This window comes from Leptospira sanjuanensis, assembly GCF_022267325.1.
In the GTDB taxonomy this organism is placed as follows: Bacteria; Spirochaetota; Leptospiria; order Leptospirales; family Leptospiraceae; genus Leptospira; species Leptospira sanjuanensis.
In genome coordinates this window covers 3,437,673-3,461,957 of sequence record NZ_JAIZBG010000001.1, presented here as the reverse complement: position 1 = coordinate 3,461,957, position 24,285 = coordinate 3,437,673, and the positions used below count along the sequence as shown (strand labels likewise).

At 44.7% G+C, this 24,285-nt stretch carries 25 protein-coding genes and 1 tRNA gene; 10 read left to right on the top strand and 16 right to left on the bottom strand.

Translation table 11 applies throughout. The annotated features are described in order from the left end of the window. Positions 1 to 112: 112 nt before the first annotated feature. From LFX25_RS15735 to LFX25_RS15725, 3 genes are read left to right on the top strand one after another with little or no spacing between them, the layout of a single operon-like run. Positions 113 to 463 carry a PadR family transcriptional regulator gene (locus LFX25_RS15735; RefSeq protein ID WP_238731055.1) on the top strand — a complete coding sequence of 117 codons (351 nt, stop codon included), beginning with the start codon at positions 113 to 115 and terminating at the stop codon, positions 461 to 463. A gap of 1 nt (position 464) precedes the next feature. Then, on the top strand, positions 465 to 971 hold the full coding sequence (locus LFX25_RS15730; RefSeq protein WP_238731054.1) for a hypothetical protein: 507 nt from the start codon (positions 465 to 467) through the stop codon (positions 969 to 971). 7 nt (positions 972 to 978) lie between these two features. Beyond that, a complete protein-coding gene (locus LFX25_RS15725) occupies positions 979 to 1,524 on the top strand; it encodes a GyrI-like domain-containing protein (RefSeq protein WP_238731053.1) in 546 nt (181 codons plus the stop codon). Between the two features lie 21 nt (positions 1,525 to 1,545). On the opposite strand, the gene LFX25_RS15720 is transcribed toward LFX25_RS15725, so the two are convergent. After that, the gene (locus LFX25_RS15720; protein WP_238731052.1) at positions 1,546 to 2,475 is read right to left on the bottom strand and encodes an alpha/beta fold hydrolase; all 930 of its coding nucleotides are present in this window, start codon (positions 2,473 to 2,475) and stop codon (positions 1,546 to 1,548) included. Between the two features lie 171 nt (positions 2,476 to 2,646). On the opposite strand from LFX25_RS15720, the gene LFX25_RS15715 reads away from it, so the two are divergent. Then, positions 2,647 to 3,183 carry a peroxiredoxin-like family protein gene (locus LFX25_RS15715; protein ID WP_238731051.1) on the top strand — a complete coding sequence of 179 codons (537 nt, stop codon included), beginning with the start codon at positions 2,647 to 2,649 and terminating at the stop codon, positions 3,181 to 3,183. A 3-nt stretch (positions 3,184 to 3,186) separates the two neighbouring features. On the opposite strand, the gene LFX25_RS15710 is transcribed toward LFX25_RS15715, so the two are convergent. The 3 genes from LFX25_RS15710 to LFX25_RS15700 form a co-directional block, all read right to left on the bottom strand. Further along, positions 3,187 to 3,654, bottom strand: a complete 468-nt coding sequence (locus LFX25_RS15710) for a MarR family winged helix-turn-helix transcriptional regulator (RefSeq protein ID WP_238731050.1) — start codon at positions 3,652 to 3,654, stop codon at positions 3,187 to 3,189. A gap of 68 nt (positions 3,655 to 3,722) precedes the next feature. Then, a complete protein-coding gene (locus LFX25_RS15705) occupies positions 3,723 to 3,920 on the bottom strand; it encodes a KTSC domain-containing protein (RefSeq protein ID WP_238731049.1) in 198 nt (65 codons plus the stop codon). A gap of 98 nt (positions 3,921 to 4,018) precedes the next feature. Continuing rightward, the gene (locus LFX25_RS15700; RefSeq protein ID WP_238731048.1) at positions 4,019 to 4,891 is read right to left on the bottom strand and encodes a hypothetical protein; all 873 of its coding nucleotides are present in this window, start codon (positions 4,889 to 4,891) and stop codon (positions 4,019 to 4,021) included. Positions 4,892 to 4,967: 76 nt separating this feature from the next. Between LFX25_RS15700 and LFX25_RS15695 the strand changes: the two genes are divergently transcribed. Both LFX25_RS15695 and LFX25_RS15690 read left to right on the top strand, forming a co-directional pair. Continuing rightward, the gene (locus LFX25_RS15695) at positions 4,968 to 5,528 is read left to right on the top strand and encodes a polyhydroxyalkanoate synthesis regulator DNA-binding domain-containing protein (protein ID WP_118954982.1); all 561 of its coding nucleotides are present in this window, start codon (positions 4,968 to 4,970) and stop codon (positions 5,526 to 5,528) included. A 50-nt stretch (positions 5,529 to 5,578) separates the two neighbouring features. Then, on the top strand, positions 5,579 to 6,454 hold the full coding sequence (locus tag LFX25_RS15690; protein WP_238731047.1) for a HEAT repeat domain-containing protein: 876 nt from the start codon (positions 5,579 to 5,581) through the stop codon (positions 6,452 to 6,454). A gap of 67 nt (positions 6,455 to 6,521) precedes the next feature. Here LFX25_RS15690 and LFX25_RS15685 read toward each other — a convergent pair whose 3' ends face one another. Together LFX25_RS15685 and LFX25_RS15680 are read right to left on the bottom strand one after the other, a co-directional pair. Continuing rightward, a complete protein-coding gene (locus tag LFX25_RS15685) occupies positions 6,522 to 7,724 on the bottom strand; it encodes an MFS transporter (RefSeq protein WP_238731046.1) in 1,203 nt (400 codons plus the stop codon). Between the two features lie 187 nt (positions 7,725 to 7,911). Beyond that, positions 7,912 to 7,988: transfer RNA gene (locus LFX25_RS15680), tRNA-Val, on the bottom strand. A 275-nt stretch (positions 7,989 to 8,263) separates the two neighbouring features. Between LFX25_RS15680 and LFX25_RS15675 the strand changes: the two genes are divergently transcribed. Continuing rightward, on the top strand, positions 8,264 to 9,094 hold the full coding sequence (locus LFX25_RS15675) for a metal-dependent hydrolase (protein WP_238731045.1): 831 nt from the start codon (positions 8,264 to 8,266) through the stop codon (positions 9,092 to 9,094). 100 nt (positions 9,095 to 9,194) lie between these two features. Here LFX25_RS15675 and LFX25_RS15670 read toward each other — a convergent pair whose 3' ends face one another. The 8 genes from LFX25_RS15670 to LFX25_RS15635 form a co-directional block, all read right to left on the bottom strand. Then, entirely contained in the window at positions 9,195 to 9,899 is a 705-nt protein-coding gene (locus LFX25_RS15670) for a DUF1569 domain-containing protein (RefSeq protein ID WP_238731044.1), read from the bottom strand. Positions 9,900 to 10,067: 168 nt separating this feature from the next. Then, entirely contained in the window at positions 10,068 to 10,559 is a 492-nt protein-coding gene (locus tag LFX25_RS15665; protein WP_238731043.1) for an Mpo1 family 2-hydroxy fatty acid dioxygenase, read from the bottom strand. 51 nt (positions 10,560 to 10,610) lie between these two features. Then, on the bottom strand, positions 10,611 to 11,387 hold the full coding sequence (locus tag LFX25_RS15660; protein WP_238731042.1) for a helix-turn-helix domain-containing protein: 777 nt from the start codon (positions 11,385 to 11,387) through the stop codon (positions 10,611 to 10,613). Positions 11,388 to 11,481: 94 nt separating this feature from the next. Next, positions 11,482 to 11,889, bottom strand: a complete 408-nt coding sequence (locus LFX25_RS15655; RefSeq protein WP_238731041.1) for an STAS domain-containing protein — start codon at positions 11,887 to 11,889, stop codon at positions 11,482 to 11,484. A 13-nt stretch (positions 11,890 to 11,902) separates the two neighbouring features. After that, positions 11,903 to 12,886, bottom strand: coding sequence for an LB_137 family protein (locus tag LFX25_RS15650; RefSeq protein ID WP_238731040.1), 984 nt, complete (start codon positions 12,884 to 12,886; stop codon positions 11,903 to 11,905). Next, positions 12,883 to 14,334, bottom strand: a complete 1,452-nt coding sequence (locus tag LFX25_RS15645) for a hypothetical protein (protein ID WP_238731039.1) — start codon at positions 14,332 to 14,334, stop codon at positions 12,883 to 12,885. Before LFX25_RS15645 ends, LFX25_RS15650 begins: the two co-directional genes overlap by 4 nt. Positions 14,335 to 14,339: 5 nt before the next feature. Beyond that, positions 14,340 to 15,821 (bottom strand): SpoIIE family protein phosphatase, encoded by a 1,482-nt coding sequence (locus LFX25_RS15640; protein ID WP_238731038.1) that lies wholly within the window; start codon positions 15,819 to 15,821, stop codon positions 14,340 to 14,342. Between the two features lie 303 nt (positions 15,822 to 16,124). Further along, positions 16,125 to 17,108, bottom strand: coding sequence for a c-type cytochrome (locus LFX25_RS15635; RefSeq protein WP_238731037.1), 984 nt, complete (start codon positions 17,106 to 17,108; stop codon positions 16,125 to 16,127). Positions 17,109 to 17,371: 263 nt separating this feature from the next. Between LFX25_RS15635 and LFX25_RS15630 the strand changes: the two genes are divergently transcribed. Continuing rightward, on the top strand, positions 17,372 to 17,986 hold the full coding sequence (locus LFX25_RS15630) for a hypothetical protein (protein ID WP_238731036.1): 615 nt from the start codon (positions 17,372 to 17,374) through the stop codon (positions 17,984 to 17,986). Positions 17,987 to 18,088: 102 nt separating this feature from the next. Here LFX25_RS15630 and LFX25_RS15625 read toward each other — a convergent pair whose 3' ends face one another. Next, complete coding sequence (locus tag LFX25_RS15625; RefSeq protein ID WP_238731035.1) at positions 18,089 to 18,721, bottom strand: Lcl C-terminal domain-containing protein; 633 nt, start codon at positions 18,719 to 18,721, stop codon at positions 18,089 to 18,091. A 13-nt stretch (positions 18,722 to 18,734) separates the two neighbouring features. Then, a complete protein-coding gene (locus LFX25_RS15620; protein WP_238731034.1) occupies positions 18,735 to 20,915 on the bottom strand; it encodes an Lcl domain-containing protein in 2,181 nt (726 codons plus the stop codon). A 696-nt stretch (positions 20,916 to 21,611) separates the two neighbouring features. Between LFX25_RS15620 and LFX25_RS15615 the strand changes: the two genes are divergently transcribed. Both LFX25_RS15615 and LFX25_RS15610 read left to right on the top strand, forming a co-directional pair. Further along, on the top strand, positions 21,612 to 22,769 hold the full coding sequence (locus LFX25_RS15615) for an AraC family transcriptional regulator (RefSeq protein WP_238731033.1): 1,158 nt from the start codon (positions 21,612 to 21,614) through the stop codon (positions 22,767 to 22,769). Positions 22,770 to 23,039: 270 nt separating this feature from the next. Further along, positions 23,040 to 24,233, top strand: a complete 1,194-nt coding sequence (locus LFX25_RS15610) for a DUF1554 domain-containing protein (RefSeq protein ID WP_238731032.1) — start codon at positions 23,040 to 23,042, stop codon at positions 24,231 to 24,233. Positions 24,234 to 24,285 lie beyond the last annotated feature (52 nt).

Here is a 24,285-nt window from a genome sequence, read left to right as displayed (position 1 = left end):
TATCGCGGTTTGCGTTTCCGTCCGAAAATTCCGAAGCAGATAAGCGATTCACGATGCTGTTGAAACGAAAAATCGCTTGAGTCCGATATGAATATATCTATAATGGATATAGATGAGAACCAAGGAAGAATTCTCCGAAACCAAAGGAATCACTCCGGCTATGTTTCATATTCTGCTCTCACTGGCGGAAGGGCCGCAGCACGGATACGGAATCGGAAAATCGGTCGAGATTTCTTCGGAAGGGAATTTTCGCTTAGGCCCGGGAACTCTGTATCGAACCTTGGAATCCATTCGCGGTTACGGTTGGATTCGACATTGCAAACGAAAGCTCGAACCGGGAGACGACCCGAGGCGGTTGTATTATGAAATCACGCCGAACGGAAAAGAGGTTTTGATCCACGAATTGAAAAAGATGGAATCCGCCTTAAAACGAGCCAAACAATTGGATCTTCTGGAAAACTAAGATGATCTTTCGATGTTTTCAACTCTTCGTGGAAATCGTTTACCCTTCTTCTTGTTCCAAAATGTATAAAAATGCGATTCTGAGCGGCCTGGAGGATTCGTATACGGAAGGAAACTTTAGAATATTCGATTTATTTGATATTCTTATTTCTGGTTTTCGGGAAAGAATTGCGGGCGAACAAAAGCTATTTTCCCTCGTTTGGAAGCACAATCGCGGCACTGCGTTCGGAATCCTAATTCTGATTCCTTGGGATTTGTTTTTACTTTCGATCTTTGCGAGTTTTTTTGTGGGAGGGGAAGGTTGGTTGAAATTCTTTCACAACTTTCCGTACGAAAGAAACAAGTCAGCGGAGTTCTTTCTTCCATTTTTATTGTTCGTCGCCGGATTTCTTCTGGTTCGCGATTTGTTCTTCCAAAAAAAGAAACGAGCCGTTTTCAGTCGATACTCCTACTGGCTGTATCTGAATTACGGTTTGATCGTTCCCTTCTTCTTAATTTTAATTCTTTGAGGTGTTTATGAAAATTCTTGCGTTGAGTATTTTAGTTTTGGCCTTGGTGCTCGTCGGCTTTTTGTTTTATATGGGCGCATTCGATCGGGTTCAGGTTCGGGAAGAAACACAGGGCCCGTTTTATATTCTTTCGCACGAGCGGATCGGCGATTATCGCGATGTCGGTTTAACGTTCGAGGTTCTTCAGAAGGAACTTCCGGAAAAAGGATTCAAGGACTTTAAATTATTCGGGATCTATTTGGACAATCCGAATGAAGTTCCGAAAGCCAAACTGCGTAGCGAAGTCGGGGCGATTTTTGCGGAACCCATTTCCAAAATTCCGGACGGACTTTCCATCGAATTGAAGGCGAGAACCATTCCCGCGAAAAAATATCTCATCGCTGAATTTCCTCTTAAGAATTTTCTTTCCATCTTTTTAGGAATTTATAAGGTTTATCCGAAGATTTTCAGAGCTTGCGAGGAAAAAGGATGCGATCTCAAAGGAAAAGCTTCGATGGAAATCTACGAACCTCTTACGACGTATAAGACGACTTATCTTCTTTCGTTGGATTGAACTAATTCCTATGACGTTTGTTTAACGTTGCAAGAATTCGACCAATTTTGGAGCGACTCTTTCCGGGATTTCATAGTGCGGTATATGACCGGCGTTGTCTAACGGTACGAACACGATTCCGGGAAGAAGTTGCAAGGCAAGTTCGCTGTTTTTAAACGGAATCACCTTGTCTTCTTTTCCCCAAATTAATAGTTTAGGAATTTTGAATGTTCCTAAACGTTTGTATTCTTCTTCGAAGGATTCGAGCGGCATGTTTCTCAAACTGGAAAGAATCGCGCGTTTAAAACCCTTGTATTGCATTTGTTCCTGAAAAAGGGAACCGAAGTCCGGAAACTTATCGGGTTCGTAAAAACTTTTCTTGGTTCCTTGAAGCAAGGATCTATCTCCGAATGACTTCATCATATAATCTCCCAAAATGGGAAGACGGGATAATCTTGCCACCAATGGAATTTCCATCGGCAATCCGGCGGGGGCGATAAGTCCGAGAGTTTTCACTTTTTCAGGATATTTGAGGGTAAAATGGATCGCGACCAAGGCGCCCATAGACGTTCCGATTAAATGTACCGGTTTTTGAATATTCAGAGATTCGAATAGATCGGAAAGCTGTCTCTCGTAGAGATCGTTATTATACGGAGTTTCCGGTCTATCGGAAAGTCCTCTACCGTATAGATCCATTCTTAATACCCGATATCCTTCCCGTTGCAGAATGGCGGATATAGGGCCGTAGATAAAAAGCGGCATGGACAAACCGTGAACTAAAACTACGATCTCGCCATTTTCCGGACCTTCGAATTGATAATGAATCCACCCGTCTCGTCCTTGTGCAAACGAACCGCCGCTTCTTGCGCGGACTTCCGCATCGATGAGCCCGTTTTCTCCGTCCGCAAGAAAGGGAAGCGCGAGAAGAATAAAGACCGAAAGGGATATAACTGCGATCGTGATTCGTTTCATGATCCGAGGAAAATAGGACTTTAAAAACGAAAGTCAAGGTTTTTTCCCCTTTTGATGATCGAGAAAAATCCTAGTAAAAAATCTCATTTTCGAATTATGATGCTTAAATAATTGTTGCCTAAGCAACAAAATGAGTCTAAACTTAAAAACAGAATCAGAAAGGAGATTTTTATGAAACTGAAAACGGGAGACACGGCCAAAGATTTCGCGGTGCGGGATTATTTGGGAAAAAACATCAGCCTTGCGGATTTGAAAGGAAAATATACGCTTTTGGCCTTTTTTAGAAATGCGGAATGCGCTCTTTGTAATTTACGGGTTCATCAACTTTTAAAGGCGTATCCCGAACTTGAAAAAAAGGGGCTCCAGGTTCTGGCGGTTTTCGAATCCACGCCCGAAAGTATTCGGGAAAGCGTTGGAAAGAAATCGATTCCGTTTTCCTTAATTCCCGATCCTTCCGAAAAGTTATATCGTTTATACGGCGTGGGCACTTCTTGGCTCGGAGTTTTCAAAACGATTCTTACTTCCCAAAAGGAAATTAAGGAAGCGGAAGAAATGGGTTTTGAAATGAAAAGAGTTCCGGGTATGAAGATGGATCGTATGCCCGCTGAGTTTTTGATCGGTCCGGATTTGCGCGTGCAGATCGCCAAGTTTTCCAAAAAGGTTACGGATCATATTCCGATTCAGGATTTGAAAGCTCATTTGAATTGAAGTTCAAATCCTGCCGTCTAACACGTTCGCTTCGATGGTTTCCGAGATCCGTTTCAAGGTTTGTAGATCGGATGGGCTCAATCCTTTGTAGATGAGTTTTCTTTCCTTCAGCATTCTTGGAACGGTTCTTTCCAAAAGAGCCTTTCCTTTTTTCGTGATTACGACTTTGAATTTTCTTCTGTCTTCGGAGTCGTCTTCCCTTTGAACGAGATCTTTTTTTTCCAATCCGTCCAAAAGCCGAGTCACGTTGGGTCTATCCTTGAACGTTTTGTCCACAAGATCGGTTTGATACGCGCTTCCGGTTACGGAGAGCTGGTTCAGCAATAACCATTGTTCGACGGTGATGTCCTCTTTGTGGTCGGTCATCAGCTTGGTGAAGTGCAGCCGTAAGAGACGATCGGTTCGGTGAAAGTAATAGGCGAACGCGGTTTCGATCAAAGAGGAGGTTTTCGTTTCTTTTGAAGAGGGCATGGATCATTCTCCGTAGATCCATAGTTGCTTGGAAAATCATTGCTTCAATAATAAAATTTGATCGCTGTTTACGAAAGCGGCTCGCCGAGCGATTCGACGAATTTCATTTTCGATCCGGATTGCATCAAAGCCACGTACGTTTCCTTGGGGACGTCCGCGTATCTTTTTTCTTTTCCGTTTCGAAAACGGATTACAAGATCGCCGGTTTCGAAGTCGTACCCGATCGATTCTATTTCGGGGGAGGATATGTAGTGCGTTTCGAGCATTTTTTACCTTCTGGAACTTTTTTTTCGAAATTTTAGATTTGATTCTCGCTGCGACCCGTAGAGAGCAGTGTCGCTGAGTTTCTTTCGGGACAGGCTTTTTATAAAAACTCGGACATCCAACCGAGGATTTTTCCGAGTTTGATTTTTTCCAGGTTCGAATTGGAAAACCGGATCGGTGCGGTTTTTTCGATTCGGATTCCAGTCGGTCGACTTCCGGTTCTGAACTCGAAAACCATTCGTCGAAACGGCGAAGTTGCGAAATTCTCCCTTTCGGGTTCGAAAATAGAATGATTCAATATTTCTAATATTTCTTTTTCTGAATATAGATCCTCGCAAAAATCCCGGATTCCCGCGGAGAGATCCTGAAACAGATTTTCCCGTTTGACGTCCCGGATTCCGATCACGGGTGGAAATACCGCTCTTTGAGGAAGATTTTTCAATCGATCAACGGTTTCCCTTACGTTCGTTCTTTCCCAGTCGACAAACAAAAGGCCGGGTTCGTATTCCTTAAATCGATCGTTGAGCGACGTTAGTTCTCTGCAAGGAACCGTTTCCCAACCCGATACCTTGAGATGAGCGCGGATTCGTTGGTATAAAAGCGGATCGGGTCCGATTACGATCGAAGTTAATTCTTTTTTTTGAGGAAGCGTTTCGAGAGGAACGTCCACGATTTGCAATCGGTTCAGATCTAGAAAGTAATTCAATCCGTGTTCGAAGAGATTTTTGAGTAGGGCCGGTTCGATTCTTCCGATCAACAAAGGTTGTTTCGACCAATCCATCGCCGTTTGCAAAGAATCGGGTTCTACCGATTTGCGAACCACGATTTGTCCCGGTCCAGTCTCCGGAAATCTTCCCGCTCCTGCCCATTCCTGCGTTGAAATTTCTTTCCAATCCAAGAGGGAGAAAAGAAGCTTCTCTTCTTTTTTGGTAAGTCCGGTTAAGAAGAGACAATCGAACAGTAGGCTTGCCATGGGTATTTTGCTTGACCGAAGGCTTTTCCGGCGAATTCTAGAATTGTGCGACGCGTAAAAGACGCAACCAATTAAAATGAAACTTCTGAAACGATACGCGAATCGACGACTCTACGATCCCGAGACGAGTAAAACGATTACTCTCGAAGACGTCGCGGAGATGATCATCAACGGAGAAGAAATCCGCGTGATCGATAATATGTCCGGTTCCGATATCACTCCGAAAATTCTCGGGCAAACCTTTCTCAAGGTTTCTCTCGGTCAAAGAAACGAAGAATTCTCCAACTTCATGCTTTCGGCTTTGATCCGTGAAACGGGTAAGGACATAAGTTCCCTGTTCGGAAGGTTGGTCTTAGGCGGAATCGGCGCGAGTTATCTGACTCGCGATCGTTTGGAAAAGATTCTTCAATCCATGATCTCCTTGGGCGAACTCAAGTTGGAAATGGCGACTGAATACCGCGACGACCTGTTGACTCACATGGCCAGCCGCGCCTCCGAAAACAAACTTCGCATCCAAGAAGACCTCAAAAAAATCGGAAAAGAGCTGGAAGAATCCGCCGAAACCGATTTACCATTGGAAGACCTTTCCGAAAAAATCCGCAAAATTGCGGAAAGCGTAAAAGAAAAGGAAGCCTGAAACTTTAAGCCGAAGATTTCAAAAGCCGATATTACAAGAGAGGGAATTCCATGTTTAAGAATATTTCGATCTCTATCATTTTGTCTTCTATCTTCGTTTTGCCTTTATTCTCTTCCGATAAGGCGGTAGAATACGCCGATAGAGCGTATTTCGAGCAGATCAAAAAGCTCGATACCGGTTCCTACGAGGAAAGGGTCGAAGCCGCGGATTATCTCAAGTTCGTGAATAACAAACTCGCCGTTCGTCCTCTTTTGAACGCGCTCCGCGGAAATCCGAAAGTTCCCAAGTCCCTTGAAAATCATCCCTATCTCAAGTTTACGGTCGCTCAAGCGCTCGCCGTAATGGATCAGGAAATCGCGATCAAACCGACCATCGAAGAATATAAGAAACTCGAACCCACCATCCTAGAAAAGGACGAACCGTATTTTACGTCTAAGGACGATTATACGATGGTGATCGCGGTCGGCGAAATTCTAAGAACGATCGGAAGTTTTCCTTATGCGAAAGAATCCGAAGACGTTCTCGTAAACGCTCTCAGTCACCCGAACTATTACATCCGCGCTTCCGCGGCGGACGGTTTAAAATACATGAACCGCAAGGAAACGGTGAACTTTCTCGTTTCCACTTTGGAAAAGGAAAAGAACGATTTTACGAAAGCGGCGATCCTCAACTCGATCGTTAACATCATGAAAGTCGCGGATAAAAGTTTTTATTCTCTTTGCGATATGCTTAAAAGCGAGAATCCTTCCGTTCGTTACAGAGTTTCCATGGCTCTCGGAGAAGTGGATCTAAAAGCGGCGGAATTTTATCTTCGTCAAGCGCTGTTGATCGAGGACAAACAAAACGTGCGCGATCAAATTCGGAAGGATTTGTCGACCGTTCTCGGTTTTAAACTTCCGACTATTTCGGTGATCTTTGCGGAATAAGAATCGAATTCTTAGAATCTCCTAAATCAAAAAGAAAGACCAAACCGGTATTGAAAGCTCCTGAAGTTCAGGGGCTTTTTTGTTGTACGGATTCTTCCGAAAAATATAGGTACGCGCCCGCAATCAGAGCGGCCGTTCCCGAAACCGTCAACGCCGCGGTCGAGTTCCATTGGACCCACAGATAACCCGTGATCGAACTCGCGAGAATCATACAAAGACTTTGAAACGCATTAAAGGTTCCTAATGCCGTTGCGGTTTCCGTTTTGGGAACCAGATTGCTGATCCATGCCTTTGAAATTCCTTCCGTGGAAGCAGCGTAAACCCCGTACCCGGCAAACGCGATCCAAAGGATCCAAGAGGATTCTCCGAATCCCATACTCCAATAAACGAGCGCGAAACATAATAAACCGAAGAGAAACATCTTCTTCAATCCCACCTTATCCGCGATCACTCCCAACGGATAAGCGGCGACCGCGTACACGATGTTGTAAAATATATAGGCTCCGATGGAAGAAGAATCGCTCATGCCCGACTCTTTCAAACGCAAAAGAAGAAACACATCCGAACCGTTGAACAACGTGAAAAACAGAATTCCCCGCGTTAGATTTTTATACGAAGGAGAAGCGCTCTTCCAATATTTGAAAAAAAGAAGAATCGAATATTTCTCCTCCTCTTTGGGAACGAGCGGTATCGTATTCTTTTCTCGGATCCAAAAGGTAAATAGGATCGCGAGAAGTCCGGGAATAAACGCTAGCAGAAATAATTCTTTGTATCTTCCGGGATAAAAGTATAAAAACACGAGAGCCGAAAGCGGTCCGAGTACCGCTCCGAACGTATCCATCGATCGATGAAAACCGAAAACCCTTCCTTTGTTTTCGATCGTAGTTTCGTCGGAAAGAAGGGCGTCTCTGGCGGAAGTTCGGATTCCCTTGCCCAGTCGATCCGTGGTTCTCACGAAAAAAACCCAAAACGGAGACGCCAAAAAAGTCATCATCGGTTTGGAAAGCGCGCTGAGTAGGTAACCCCATCGAACGAACGGAAGCCGTTTTCCGCTTAGATCGGACATTCTTCCGAAAGAACCTTTGCTGAATCCGGCGGTCGCTTCCGCGACTCCTTCCAAGAGTCCGATCAGAAAAATCGAAAAGCCGATTTCCTTCAAATAAATGGGAAGAATCGGATACAACATCTCGGACGCGACGTCCGTCAACAGACTGACGATCGAAAGAATCAGAATGGTTTTTGTGATGATACTTTTGGAAGGAACGAACATGGACGAAACTTTCGAGTTCGACTCCTTGTTGAACAGGCGTGTATTTCGACGAACTATGGACGTTTCCGATTCGGTTCGTCGATCGCCTTACGCGTATGTTCGAAAATTAACGATGAACGGAGCGCTCGAGGAAGACTCAATACAATCGCGAAACTCAGATCTCGCTTCCTACAAGGCGCTCGATAAGTGGTGGGAGATACTGGGATCGAACCAGTGACCTCTACCATGTCAAGGTAGCGCTCTAACCAGCTGAGCTAATCCCCCTTTGCCTTGTATTCCAGAATCTGCGTCGCGCTTTATTCGTAAAGAAGATTCCTTTTCTCCTTCCGGGGAAGAATCAAGGAAGAACGCGTTCGGATCCGAGAATTTCGAACGAAGTCCGCGTCTTTTCCGAAACTTTCTCCGAGAAAATCCTAGCCGATTTCAAAATCCATCAGGTGTTTCGGGATTCGGAAAGAACGAAAACGAAGGATCGGGTATCCTACTCGCCGAAATCGAAAAGAAAAAGAGTTCCGGTAAAAGAAGAAGAGGTTTGGAAAATGAAAAAGCCGTTCGCAAAAACGATTGATGGGCAATCACCTTCGGTCCGCAAAATGGACTTTGAAGGTTTGGAAAATCTTCCCAGACATTATTTCAACGATAACGCGATCATTACGCACGCGTTGAACAGTTTTCACGTGATCTTTCCGGAAGGGGAACGCTATTTTATCCGAAGCGTGAAACCGTTTCAAGACCGACTCAGCGAACCTTTAAAGAATCGCGTGAAGTCTTTTATCGGTCAAGAAGTGCAGCACGGAAAAGAACACGAACGGGTTTGGTTCGCAATCCGCAGATACGGTCTTCCGCTCGATAAGATCGCCAAGTTCTATTACACGACCCTGTATAAAGGAATCTTTCCGTTTTTAAGATTTTTATTCGGACCTAAGATCGATCTTTCGATCACCGCCGCTCTCGAACACTATACGGCCACGTTAGGCGAAATATCGTTAAAATACGATCTGGCCCGCGACGCTCACGGCGATATGAGAAAACTTCTCGTTTGGCACGCTTGTGAAGAGATAGAACACAAATCGGTCGTTTACGACGTTCTTCAGGAAGTCGCTCCGAATTATTTCTTGAGAATTTTCGGTTTTGCGACCGCGACCGTTCTGCTTTGGTCGTATGCGATTCTGTTTCAGTATTGGTTCTTGATCGCGGATAAGGAAGTTTCCTGGAAGAAGTTTCGAGCGGATCGTTTTTATGCCCGCAAACATCTCGGAGCTTCGGTGCCTCCTTTGTTCCAAGGATGTTTGAAATACTTCCGGCCGAATTTTCATCCGGATCAAATGGGCGGCTACGAATTGGCGGAAGCGAGTCTTTCCGCTTTGTAATCATTCATTTTTTTCACTAACGAATCCATCCGAAACACTTGCTCTCGGACTTCGGAGTTCCCCGGAATTCCGAAGTCTATTTTTTTTAACGCCTCTTAACTTAAGAATTGAAAGTCAAAAAACTGAAATGGTTCGCGATATGCATCGCATGCGCCAGATCGTATTCTTCCTTGGATAAACTTCCGTATGCGAAATGGGGTTTGAGTTCCCCGCCGTATGCTTGGAACTTCAAAATCGTTTCTTGTAAAACCCCGAGGCTTGCCTTCCAATCCGTATCGGAATGGATCGGAGCGGCGCCCGGAATCGGAGCCTCCAAGTCGTGCGACATCTTTTGCGAAGAAGCGAACTTTAAGAATACGAGTTTTCCGATCGTGTTTTGAAATAGAGCGCTTTTATTTTCGGGATAACCTTGGATCGAATATTCGATCGATTGAGCGCAGTGAAGAAAAACTTTTCCCGCGTCCCAGGTTCCGTATCCTTGAATCGAATTCGATTTTTTGAATGTTTCCAGTTCGCTTAACACTTGCGATAGGGAAGAAAAAGTCAATCCCTTGTCGACGATCCCTTTCGGACCGGAGCCGCATCCGTTTGCGGAAGAAAGGACCGCCGCACCCGTTCCGCTCAAAATGAAAAACTTCGCGGAAGAACGGAGGAATTCCTTTCTGGAAAAATTTTTGGATGTGAACGTAGTTTGGGTCGTTTTCAATTTTAATTCTCCGTGGAAGGCGAGTTTCGTCGTTTTTAAGGATCGAGTCAACCGTTTTGTAAACGCGCTAAGGATGCGGAGCGTGCGTAGCAGTTGCATCGCCGTTATTCGGCAAAACCTGTCAAACTTTGCTTTTGGTCATCTCGCCTTTACGAATCGCGATGCAACCGAAGGCGGTAGCCGAAGCGCGTAGCGAGCCTGGCCTGCGCCTTCTTAGTTCGTGATTCGTAAATCGTCGTATCGGCGCAGGAGCGCCCTAAATTTTTCTTAGTAGGAGATTCCTACCTTCTTATAGAAATAACTCAGGCACCAAGCGGGCCCGATCAAAAGAAACTGAAGGTCTTTGAAAAAAGAAGGCTTCTTCCCTTCGATCTTATGACCGATGAATTGAAAGATCCACGCAACGACGAACACTCCGACGGATATGCTGATCAAAGTGGAAATCCCGGAAAGAGAAATGAAATAAACGCCCGCGAGCATTACTGCGACCATCGTCATCATTCCGAGAAACATGGGGATGGAAAGTCTGAGATAGAAAATTCCGGTCACTAAAACGAAGATCGTAGCCCAGTTCAAAAACAATCTGCTCTGACCTAGGGATTCGGGAAGAAGGCTCTGAATGGAACCGGAAGGAATGGACCAAAGCATTCCGAGCAACGTAAACATGATGGTCGGCACGGCGATCCAGTGAATTCTTTTGTTAATGATATTTTGGTGACTCTCCGCGTATTCGGTCAACCACTGTTCGATCGTTTTCATATCAACTCCCTTCATCAAAGATTGAAGCCGTGTTTCGATTTTCGGCTCCGTTTAGAGTTGCACATCATCCCCGATTTTGCAGAAGATTACTTGAACGGAACTGCTATTTTTCAAAAAAAGCGAGGGTTTTAAACCGAACATTTCCCGGAAGGTCCGGCTCATGTGGGCCTGGTCCGCAAAGCCCGCCTCGTGGGATGCGACGGTCAGCGAATTTCCTTTTGCCAGGGAAAGCACGCAGGTTTTGATTCGCAGCCATTGAACGTATTTTCGGATCGGAATTCCGACCTCTTCTTTAAACAAATGCATCAGTCTGCTTTCGGACAAACCGGTGGATTGGGTCAATTCTTCGAGCGGAAGATTTTCGGGAATGGATTCGGAAATTTTTTTTAAGGCCTGCTTGATCCGAGGATCCCTTTCTTTGCGATCGGTTCCCTCTTTTCTAAGCACGTCGAGGGTTCTCTTCCAAAGTAGAACCGCTTCCTCTTCGTTAGCGGGAAAGGTTAAGAATTTTAGAATTTGTGAATATACTTCCGGTTTCAGTTCGAGAAAATCGGATCGGAAGTCGAAGATCGTTCCCTGAATTCGAACGCTGTCCGGATCGAAATGGAGAATGAAGATGTCTTTGTTCGGAGCTTCTAACTGCTGTTCGACGTTCGGACGGACGAGGACGGCTTTCGATTCCATCCAATCCGTGACGCCGGTTCTGAAACGGAACGGTTTTCCTTTGCTCAAAAGAAAAGAGGCGCTATAGTGTTCGTGAAGTTCGTTGGAGACCGGGACTCCGCTTAAAAGAACGTTGGACCCGATCAGAAACAGCTTTCCTGCCATCGCAGGAAAGCTTAGGAAGCATTCAACCCGTTGCAACTCATTTTGAGAGCCGGTTTACCGATCTCAAACGGCCGCGAATCGTTCCGCGGCCCGGTTAGGAAGCCATTGCACGGTCGATCGCCGCATCCAGATCGATGGTGATCCCGATGAGTTTGTCGAGTTTTGTAAGCTCGAAAATCTTTTGAAGGTGCATCGGAACGGAGAAGATCACGATCTTTCCCTGAGATTCCTTAAAAAGTCTCGCTTGCGTGCTGATAAAAGCGGCCAATCCGGAAGAATCGATATGAGTAGTGGAGGAAAGATCTACGAGGAAGATGTTTACTCCGTTTTCGATTCTGTCGTTCATCGCTTCCTTGAATTTTTTAGCGGAGAATAAACTGATTTCTCCCGTCGTCTTCAAGATCGCCATGTTCTTTTTGAGAACTCCCTGAACGTGAGAGTCCGTGATTTCCTGAACTAAAAGTTCGTCTTTGGATGCCAGTCCGCCGCCTGTGTTTTGCATAAGTTAATTCTCCCTAAAAGTTATACGTCATTTTAAATTCGATGTTTCGTTCCCTCACCGCCGATGCGTAAGGAATATTTCTTTCGGTCGCGGCGATCGAAAAAACCGCAGGGAAAGAAATCAAAGCCGTGTTGAAAATATAGCTCAACGACAAGGATATTAGAAAAAGATGATTGAGTTGTTTGTGTCTCGAATACTCGGAATTGTCCTGATCGAACAAAAGAAAGGTTCCGTTGTCCTGCGGAAGAAACATCGGCTGTTTCTCCTTTACGTTGATTCCCGAATAGTATTCGTAAGCGGCGCCCAAGGCGAACAATCCGGTGACTCCCATGAGAGCGTAACCGGACTTTGTGTGCTCCTTTCTTGCGAGGTAATAACCCGGAATCAGATAATCCCAGAGAACCAGACCCGTTTCCGGATTTTTCGGAGTTAGATCCTCCAGTTTATATACGATCTTTGAAATATTCTTATTTTCTAAAATAGTGGGAGCTTCGGTTTCTCCGCGCGTCAACATAATCGATTCGTCGTTTAGGATCGAAATCTTGGAAAGGATATCGTCTTCCGTTTCGGAGGAAACGGTGAACTTCAAATTCGTTTTGGAAAGCTGCTGGAGAATTCTCGGGGAAGGCTCGGTGATCTTGGCGTATTTTACCCGTTCGATCGCGACTCGGAGATATTCCCCTTCTTCCGTGACGTAAAACAAGGTTTGTGCGTTGATTCGAGTAAGCTTATGCGTGCAGGTCCGCTTCGGATCTTCGTCCAATTCCAAACAAAGGATGTTTCCGGCCTCTTCGAAACGCATTTCGGAAATTTCACTCTTTTTGATCTTTCGTTCACCGTCTCCGGTTTGGATCGTAATCTCTTCAAGAGCCGGATCGTTATCGGTAACGTTACCCGAAATCTCTTCCCCGGATTTTAAAATGATTCGATGCGCCGAAATCTCGAAGGATAACAACGGTAGAATCGTAATGGAAAGTAGAAAAAGAATTCTGCTCACTGAATAACCTCTATCTTAATCGCAGAATTGATTTGAACTTTCTTCTTGGAAACCTTGTCCATAAGAGTAATCGAATCGTCGTCTACGGAAGCTTTTAAAAAAGATTGCTTGTTTGAGTCCTTGGTCATGATCAGTTTGGAATTCTTCGTCGCGTTCTTATCCATCGAGATCGATTCGATGGAAAACGTGGGAAGGGTGATCGGAAAGTGGGATGAGAAAAGTCTCGCCTTGTCCCCTTCGATCACGACCTGGTTCGCATAAACGGGATCCGAATCGGATACGACGATCTTGATCATCGCTTTCGGAGGCGGAGGCGCTTCCGCTTTTTTCAGAAACTGATTCGATTTCTGAATCACTTCTTCCAGCATCGCTTGATTCTGTTTGGAAAGATCCCGTTCCAAGATTTCGTTTTTCGATTCGAAATCCCCGTTGTCTAAAAGGCGGCTCGGTTGTTTCAATTTTTCGGAAGAGGTTTTGATTTCCTTCGCTTCGGAAGCGTCTCCCAAACGTTCAGCGTTCTTATCGGAAAGAGACGCTATCTCCGAACCGGCGTTGTAATAATATCCGAGCATCAACAATCTTCGGTTAGCCTTGATTGCGATGTCTTTGTTTTTGTCCGAAAAGGCGAGGGCGGCGTATTCCCGGATCGCTTCGGATTGATGTCCCGTTTTTTCCAGAGAATAACCTTTGATATAATTTATTTCCGGGTTGTTGATCTTCGCTCTTTCGATTTCTTCGAGAGCCTTCGCATAATTCCCTTTTGCAAAATACGCCTTGGCCCTTTTTTCGGGATCGTCCAAATTGTTTTCGATTTCTTTTGCGCTCTGTTTCGCTTTCAGAATCAAAGAGATGAGAATTTCCGCGTCGCTGGAAAGCAAGGTGCCCGGATGATTCGCTTTCACCTCGTAGAGAGGACGCAGGGCGGAATCGAATTCTCCTTGAACCGCAAGGCAAAAACCCTGATGCAATTGGATGAATCCGCCTTCCTCCGATTGTTTACCGAATTGATCGAAGGATTCTTCGTAAGTGCGGTAGGCTTCCTTATAGAATTGATTTCTTTCCAAGGCGAACGCGTGTTCCAAAAGACGGATCTTGGATGAATTCATATGAAGATTGATTCCCGCTTTTAAGGAAAGGGAACGGACTGAGTTGATCAATACGGCGCCGGTTTCGTGGATCAAGTTCGGTTCCAAAGAAATGGTTGTGTTCGTGTTGTTGATCATGGAACTTTGCAAGTGATTCAACTTCATTTCCGCCTTGATGTTTTCCTTGTTCGAAATGATTCCTTCGAATTTGGAGCGGAGAATCTCGCTCGAAAAAGAGAAGTTAAGAATTTTACGTCTTTCTAATATGATTCTCAACTCGAAAAGTTTGGTTTCGAGTACGATAAATCCCAAAGGAAGAATCAATAGAAATCCGATTAGGGCTATGAAAACGCTCTTCTTCATGACGATTATTGAATTTCGATGATTCCAAAGGTGACGTCGTCCGGGAAACGGTCCGCGAACGCGTCCATTTCCTTTTTGATTTCGTTGGTGATCTGTTTTGCTTCCTGATGAACGTTCGCTTGGAATACTTCGAGAAGACGATCGTCTCCGAATTGTTCGCCCGTTGGAGCCGTCGCGTCCAAAATTCCGTCCGTATAAATGAGAACCTTATCGCCCGGTTCCGTTTTGATTTTAAGAACCTGATATTCCTCCGGAATACCGATGCCGAGGATATGTCCGGTGGAATTGAGAGTAACGATCTTATTTTTGCTCTTTCTGTAATAGTAGATCGGGTTGTGGCCCGCGCTGCAGAAATAAGCGAATCCTTCCTTATCGAACAACATAAAAATTCCGGTCGCAAAGAACGAACCTTGAAGCGTATCGAAAAGTTTTTCACTCAATCGGGTGAAGATGAAGGAAGGATTCACGGTTTCCTTCATGATGTTTTCGATATTGAAGTGGATGATCGATGTGATAAGAGCCGCTGAAACTCCGTGGCCGGTCGCGTCGGCCAAGAAGAATCCTGTGCGTTCGTCGTTGATCTCGAGAATGTCGTAGATATCCCCGCTGACCTCGCGCATCGGTTTGTAAAAAATATCCGCCGTGATCAGATTGAATTTTCTTCTACGACCGGGAAGCAGACATTCCTGAACGTTCTTGCCGATTTCCAATTCAGTTTGAATCTGTTGATTCTTATGTTCTAAACTTTCAACTTGCGAGGCGATTCTTTCCACCATTCCGTTGAAGGTGCTTCCCAAAAGATCGAGTTCGTCCTTGGAGGAAAAATTCCATCCGGCTCTTACGGTCAAATCTCCCGAAGCCATCGTCTCGCTCACTTCCTTCAGGATGAATAAACGAACGAAAATTTTTCTATAGAGAAAGATCCCGAATAGAATGTGAAAGACCACTCCCCAAAGAAGAAGAAGTGCGAGCTGTATATAAAGGGAATTGAGACGATCGAGGATTTCTTTTACGCGAACCTGCGAAACTAAAAAAGTTTTTTCAGTAAGATAGAAGATGAGATTTACGATGAAGTTTTTCGAATCGAGTTCGATGTCATAGGAACTGTTGATCGCTTCCTTCGCGTTGATGATCGTTGCAAGTTTTCCTTTCAGATAATCGATGGAAATTCTATTTCCGTGTTCGAGATTGATTTTGAATTTTTCGACGGAACGGTCTTCGACCGAGATTACGGAAAAATTTTCGATTCCGATACTGAGCAGTTTACTTTCGATGTCTGCGAGTTTGTCCGGATCCTCGTAGTTTTGAGATTCTAAACCTTCGATTTTTTTGAGAATTTTTCTCGCGATCTGATCCGACTCCAGAGTGAAATTATCGATGAGCAAGTCGGTTTGATTTTCGAAAATCATCACCGCAACAAACGTGAGATTGATCACTGTCAGCAAAGAATAAATGGAAATAATCTGAAGTCTCAGTGATCGTTTCATACTCAAACGAGTATACTCAACTAATCTTCTAATTTCTTCGTTTGTTATAATTTGATAATCGCCGAATATATAGTGCTACTAATGACTGCAAAGAGTGTGATACGGTGATCTTTATTTATAAAAAAATGGATCCACTCTCGAACAAATCGGAACATCACTCATTCAAGCGTGAATTGTTTCATTTTTATGGCATTTGAACTCTTTGCTTTTCTTTTAATACAGAAATTTCTTTCCTGAGCGGTTTCAAGAACGAAAGACGTACGCTTGTACGGTTTTCTTCTTCGTACAAGCAGTATGATTTCTTTATTTTTCGAAAATCGAAACGGAGTTCGAAACTGGTTTCAAACTCATTAAATAATCGAAGATCGCTCCTAAGTCTTGGTCATTCATTCCCGAATATTCCAACCAAGGCATAACGCTGTTGAATTCTCCCGCATGAATGATTGGATTGGTTTTTGCTCTGAGTTGGTTCGCGCGAAATCTTGCGATAAAACTTTCACGAGTCCAGTTGCCGATTCCGGTTTTTCGGTCGGGTGTGATGTTTGCTCCTCTTACTTTCCCTCCGGTCGAGAGCGGAAAGACGGTTCCTCCCGCAAACTCCATTCCTTCGACGACCTTGCCTTCGATTCTTTGCGTATGGCAGTCGTCGCAGCCGGCAAAGGTCGTTAGATATTTTCCGTAGGCAACTGAATCATTCGGATCGGGTCGTTTTTGAAACTCGGGAGATTTCGGAATCGTTCTTACGATGAGATTCATCGGAAATTTCACGTTCGACTTCTCCACTTTGTTTTCGATCGGTTGGAGAGTCCTTATGTATGCGATGATTGCGAAGATATCTTCCTTGTCCATTTGCGCGTAATTCGGATAAGGCATGATCGGAAAAAGAGGACTTCCGTCCTTGGAGACACCCGCCGTAATCGCGTAAAAGATTTCCGTATCGGTCCAATTTCCCAATCCGGTGGAGGCGGGGGTGATGTTTTTAGAATAAAAAGTTCCAGGTAAACCGAAATTATCTTCCGCCATGCGGAGATTTCCCGCGCCCACGTTATGCGTCACCGGATAGAAGAGTTGTTTTGGATCCCGATCACCCGTGTGACATCCCATACAACCCGCCACCGATTTCACGAGATATTCGCCTCGTCGGATTTGTTCCGGGGTATGAGCGATTTTGATTTCTTCCTTTTCACCGATGTCCGGAAATTTTAAAAAGAGAAAACTCAACGCTCCGAGCGCGATTAAGACCGCGGAGAGTAAGGTTCTCTTTATAATAATTCCTAATATTTTCATAATATTCTCCTGTTGATTATTAAACAATCGCAAGAGATGAATTTGAAATTATAAAAAGTAATCCTCCTCCCAGATTATAACTGCTTGCCTACTTGATAATTTTTGAATCTTTCCTAGTAAGAGTTCCTGATTCTCCTTTCGGCTGAGTAAAAGGAAGACATACATATCCGAATTGATTCGAAAGACGGACATTGAATTCGAAAAAAATAAAATGTTCCGCAAAATGTATTCAAAAACGTTGATGTTTCGTTGTTTCGAATTATATGATAAATAGAGTTTCCTACATTTTGCCGGCATTGATTTTATTCTACTGCGCGACCGCGCAGACCCAAGAGCCGGAAAATCAGAATCAAATTGAAAAGATACAGACCGCAAAGTCCGTAGTCGTGGAATCTTTTTCTCCCGCCTCGATCCGCGAAATTTGCGAGAAAGCGCCCGATCCTGCCGCCGCAGACGTAGAAAGCGAATCCTGTATTCACAAGCGACAACAAGAGTTGTGGAAAAAAGTTTTTGCGCCTTCTACGAAAGAGAAAAATCTTACGAAGGCCCTGGAATTGGTTTTAGTGCTGAAAAAAATATTTCCTAAAAAGAAGATGTTGATCGGAAAGGAAGCGGAAATCCACGTTAGACACGTTCAGCAGAGAGTGGAATACTGCGATCAGACCCAGGCCAATTGTGTTCCCGTTATCCACAATCTGATTTCTTTTTCCGATTCGGACATTCACGAAGTCAATAAGACGTATACTTTGATTCCTCAGTTGAGTTATCTCGAAAAGGAAGATAAGGTTCTTCCCGCAACAAAGTGGAACGAGCGTTTGGATTTGATTTCCAAAGAGAATATCGAGTTTATGCTGAACGCCTGTTTTGTCATTGAGTGATCGTTTGAATTTCGTGAAACTCGGCTTCCGCGAAAACGATCGGAAGGGAAGAGATACAGGAGAGCGACGCCCGCGATTTTTACGGACGTCGCTTTAAAAAGATCAGTAAGGTCCGCTCACGCAGCGAACGTATGCGTTGTTCGATTTTCCGTATTCCACCACGCCGCCTACGGTAAATTCCACGATGTAAGCCATTGATCTATAATTGGCGCCTTGCGGAATTTTATAGTGTTGTTCGGTGTTCCCCGGGTTGGTTACGTATTGTTTCGGATCCGTCGTGCCCGTTTCGTCGGTGGGAGTGCTCGGTAAGACAGGACTATTTCCCGCTACGAACGAATTTGTGGATGTCCAGAATCTTCCTTCCGCGGTATTCGGGAAAAAGGTCGGATTGATGATCGGTTTTGTCGATCTGCTGTAATCCACGATCGAGATGAGTTCCTTTACCGTGGGCAATCTCCATTGTCTTCCGTCGCCCAAAGTCGTTCCAAGGCTGCTACAATAAGCGACCGCTGTCGCCCAGTTGCTCGTTTCTGCCGGTCCCGAAACGACGCTACAGTTCGTGTAATTCGATCCCGCAGTTCCGCGTCCTCTGCCGCATTTTCTCCAGAGAAGACGGTTTCCCGTATCGTTGATCGTTCCATCGTTCGGATCCGTATATGGTCCTCCGATGGCGGTTAACGTTTCAATGATTCCGAGTAAAATGGTAAGAAGTATAAACGTTTTCAATAGTTTCATGTGATTCTTCTCCTTAATCCGCGATGCACATCGCAAGCGCCATATATCGGTTCGGCCAGTTCCAGGAAGTGGCTTTCCCTTTGCTGTTGATATGAGTTCCTCCGCCGAAAACGGAAATTTGCCAAGCGCCCCAAGCATTGGAACCGTTTCCTAATTCGCTTCCCGTATAACCGTTCAGAGCGATCGAAGCGCTGACTGCATTCGTAGAGGTCCAATATCTTTGGTAATCGTTTTTAATAAAACCGGGGAAACTCGTATTCTGGATCGTTTCGTTTCCGATAGATCCTTCATACGTAAGAATGCTCATCTGTTCGCTGAGAGTCGGAAGTCTCCACGTTTTCACTCCCGCAAATCCGGCTCCGGAGTTCGCGAGATTGAGTTGCAAACAATATTCCAGAGAATCTCCCCAAGTCAGATCCAAAATTCCCGATCCCATGTTTCTTGCGATGAGAGCGGCGTTGTAAGGATCCACCGCATCCTGAACGCAGGTCGCACCGGACCAAACGTAAGTTGGAGGACAGGTTTTCCAGATCACGTTGTTGACCGTATCTCTTGTAATTCGATCGTTCGGATATCCGGGGTTTGTCGTTGGAACTCCAAGACCGTAAGGCATAACGCTGAGTTCCGAATCTTGACCGGAGCCTGCGCAAGCAATGGCGTTTCCGGAAGAATCGTAACAGTTCGTTTGGGCCGTATCCGTAACAAGAGTGACTTTCGTTTCGGTTAAAGACTTATAGTTGAGTTTGAACACTCCTCCTACGATCGCAACGGGCGTTGTGCCCACTGCGTTTCCTGCTTTATCCTTAAATCCAGTAGCGGTGAATTGCAGATAAAACGTATGCAATTCCGGTAATTTACTGTTCAACGCTAATGAATAGGTTCTTGCATCCGTCCAAGTTCCGGCCATCGTAGGCCAAGCGATTTGAGGGTTGCCGCTTACTCCGCTGTCGTGATGTTCGGGAAGAGGTTTGAGACTTTGATCCATATCCTCGTTGAACGTAAAAACGAAAGTGTTTTGATCTACGCTCAAAGAGGTTGAGTTATTTGCAGGCGTGGCGGAAGAGAGAGTCGGCGCCGTATTATCGATGTTGATCGCGGTCGAGTTCGATCCTACGTTGCTTCCCGCGGTCGTAAGGCAGATTCGAATCGTATTCGCACCGACTGCGAGAGGGGCCGCACCGCTGATCGTAGTGGTGATTTCCGTGTTAGCGGCCGCAGAACCCGTGAGGGACAAAGAGCTTCCGTTTGTGCCGGAGTTACAATCTGTTCCACCGACTCGGATATCGTAATTACCTGCAAGATCCGATTGCCATTTTACGACGCTCGAATCCACGCTTCTCATATCGGCTTTGGAAACGGAATTGATCGTGATCGTAGGATTTCCTACGGCAACGACGTACTGACTTGTACTGACCGCACTTATGTTACCGGCCTTATCCACAGCGATTACTTTCACGTCGGTGGTGGCGTTGTTTGCAACGGCAAACGCGGAAGAATACCCGGTGGATCCGGATGCAACCGTTCCATCCGCGGCTATGCCCGGATTGGTCCCATCGTTTCGAAAAGCCATTCCAAGACAACCGGATGCGCCTGTGTCGGTGCAAGAAAGAGTGATGTTCGGAACGGATGAGCCGTATGTTCCTCCCGCAGGGGAGAATCCGATCGTAGGCGCGACGTCGTCCCGGATTCCGTTAATGCTAACGGTATCCCAAGCCAGAGTTCCGTCCGGACTTTTGAGACAAAGTTTGATTCCGTTACTTCCTGCGCTAAGATCGGATGCATTGATTCGATCGGTGTTGGAAGTGGACGCGGTCACGCTTCCGCTGGTATGAACGCTTCCGTCGCTACAATTGGTCGCGCCTTTGCGAAGCTCATAGGATGCTCCGAGGCTGGAAGACCAAGAAATATCATAATATTGAATTGCCCCTGCGTTGTTACTCACATAAAAAGTGGTCGCGGAACTGTAAGTAATACTTCCTTGAGGGGCGACCGGAGTCGTAAGGATCGGAGTATCTTGAATTCCGCCGCCAGGATTCGAAATGCTGGAACCTGGAAGAAAGAAAAAATTGAACCCTTTTTTTCCTTCACCTACCAAACAATTGGAGAAAGCGATGCCCCAGCAAAGGAAAAGAATGTATAATAAGCAAATTTCTTTTTTTAATTTCGCATGTTGTTTTTTGATTCCCTGACCCATAGAAGACTCCCACAACATTTTAATCCGGAGAATTTGAATTCACTTGAGAGTAATTTACTTCTTTTTTTTAAAGAATACGTCATTGCATATAAGTAAGGAATTCTTTGATTATAAGTTAGAGCTTAGTCCAAAATTTGGGGTGTGAGCCTACGATTTTGTTCGCAATACTCGTGAAAATTCTGTTCGCAACTAAAAAAAATATGGGAAAAGTATGTTCCGTGGGTTCCAAAAATTTCTTTGGAATGGCTTAAAAAGAATCTGCGTTAGGAAAAGATTGACTAACGTGCCTGGAAAAAAAATTTTCAAAAGAGAACGATCGTTTATTTTTTTGACTTCATTTCCGTACTTTGACAAACCCAACTTTCCTATAATTCAGGAGTTCAAAATTCTTTGTCAAAACGTCGATTTAAGGCATTTTAAGACACTCTTTTGTTCATTTGAGTATCAAACAAAAAATTCTAAACTGACTAGCTAATAAATTTTTTTCAGGAAATTACGAATTATAATTCTAAAAAAAATAAAAAATGAGCAAAAGCTCGGAAACCTTTTGTTGAGTAATCAAGGAAGCTGTGTATATGCATCTTGATTGCAGAATAAAAAAAGAGATTCTTCTTCGATCGAAAGGCAAGGGCTTTCTTACCGAAATAAAAAGCTGATCTGGTAAAAATACAAACAAAACGACAAAAGGATTCGGATGTGGAAGAGGTTAAATATTATTCATTAGCGGCAATGTTATACTTTATGATTGCCGCATTCGGAGTTTTCAAAAGGGATCGGCAAAAGAATTTAAGCGCCCCCGTGCTGTTTTTTCTGATGGCCTGTGTTTTTTGGTCGTTTACGGCCACGATGTTTATCACGGAAAACACTCTCGCAAAAAAATTAGCCCAATATTTTTACGCTTACTTTTCGGTAACAGTCGCGTTCTTTTTTATGAATCTCGCTTCAAACGTAAAGAGCGGTAGCTTTCAGTATATCGATTCTTTGAGCGCGTTCCGAAAATTGCTTCTTAGAAGTTTTGCGGCTACTGCGGCAATCGTGGTGCTTTGGGATCTGCTTGACGAATTCAAAATTCCGAATCTTTCGGAAATGGTTTCATTGGGAACCTTTCTGTTTTTTGTTTATCTGCTTTTTCAGATTCTGATTCCCTTGCGTTCCGCTAAAAACAAGGCGAATCTGGTAAGAATTCTTCCTTCCGTTTGCGTGTTGCTGATCATCAAGTTAACGGAAGTGTTCCGATATTTTGAAGGCGCGAAAATTATCGAGCCGATCAACACGATCAATTATTATTTTCTAATTCTTTCGCCGATTATCCTGAGCGAATTTATTCCGATCATTTCCGATTTGCAGAGAACGCAGAGCGAATTCCTGCTTGGCGATTCCGAAAACGAAGAAACGGATAAGAATCTTACCAATCGAGATTCCAGTCAGGAAAAACGATCCCTTTTGGAAGATCTTAACATCGAGAAGGTGGAGAGCAAGCTGACCGAGTTGATGCAAAACGAAAAAATCCATCTGGATGAAGAACTTCGACTTCCTTCTTTGGCTTCGGAAATGGGACTTTCGGTGCACCACCTTTCCGCTTTTTTAAACGAGCACATGGGAATGAATTTTAATTCCTTTATCAATCACCATCGGGTAAAAGAAGCAAAGGTCATGTTGCTTGAAGAACCGGATCGTTCGATTCTTTCGATCGGAATGGCGGTCGGTTTTAGTTCTTCATCTGCGTTTCATCGGGCCTTTTTGAAAGAGACAAAAAAATCTCCGAAAGCGTTCCGGGAAGAAAATCTTACGAACTACAAAAGTAAAGAAGACGAGATGGAAGATTTTGATTCTCGATATTCTCACACGATCTAAGATATTAAATCCCTGTTTTGTGCTATGGGCAAGACAGGGATTTTTTATCCCTTCAAGACATTGGATTCGGTGAGAACTTTGGAAAATTGTGGGAACTCCTACTTAAATCGAAACGTTTCGACAAGGATCATCCGCCAAAAAGCCTTGCAAAAAGAAAGAATTTCCTTTGATTTTGAATTCAAAAGAATGAAATCCCAATAAAAAGGAATCAAAAAATTTTTGAATCAGTTGTCTCTTGAATAGACCCAACGAATTCAATTCGCTGACGATATGAAGCCAATTGCTTTTTATAAATATACCGCAATCTTACTGACGATTCTCTTTTTTGCAGCGTGTGCCGAAGCGAGTCGTTTTGCTTTAGACGGTCAAAGCGGTGCGTTGATCAGCATTGTGGAAGACGTTTCCGAATCTGCGTCCCTTGGTGGGAACTCCTCAGGATTTCGAATCGGGGGGGCTGTTCAAGGATTGAAATCCGGAACTGTCCAACTCAAGTTAAACGACGAAATTCTTCCTATCTCGGCAAATGGAACATTTCAATTCAATTCTTCCGTTGCTCCAAATAAGAATTACCAGATCAGTGTGGCAAGCCCCGCAGCGAACCATTCCTGCAAAGTCTACTCCGATTCCACCGAAAATCCTTCGGGGACGGCGACTGCGAACGTTTCCAACTTAATCGTTTATTGCACGACGATTTTGATCAACGGTAAGGTTGCCGGCGACACGATCGAAATCAAAGAAGACGGAACCGCGTTGAACGTTCAGATTTCTTTGAGCGGTCCATGGGGGCCGAACGATCCGGTGACGCATATCGGGCTTTCAACGAACGCAACGATCGATCATTTTAGTCCCGGGCCGGAAAACTTCGACACGAACTTTGCCAATCCTGATACGGTTTCCGTGACCGCTTCGGATCTGACCCCTGCAAATGTGAGCGACTTCGGAGACAAGGTTCATACGTTATCCGTAACTGCGACTCCGATCGGACTTTCTTTGAGTTTTACGATGAAGATCTTGGACAACGATCGAAGAGTTCGGGAAGTCGTTCGGAACAGCGGCGGAAACATGCAGTACGGCGGAGCCACTTTCGGAGTGGATGGTGCGGATTCTTCTTGTTCCGGCAATGCGGGATTTGCTTCAAAAGCGTTGCTCGGTGTCGCGTCCCGCGTGCCTGGAAGCGCCGGTTGGCCGATCAAACCGAACACCCGCTATTACAATTACGATACTCTAAACGCGATCGCAACTTCGGACGTGAACGGTCTGATCCCGTATGCCACGATCTATGGAAGCACCGCGAATCCGGCTAATAATTTCTGGTCCGGATTTCTTACAAACTGGACCGTAGATACGCTGCAAAATTGCGGAGATTGGACGAATAATGCGACCGGAACCGGTTTATCGGGCGACGGTATGACGGGATATTTGTGTACTACGGCTCCGCGTTTGATTCTTTGTATCGAACAATGATAAAACGTCGCATAGGAAAAGAAGCCGCATAGCATATTTCGGACAAATTGAA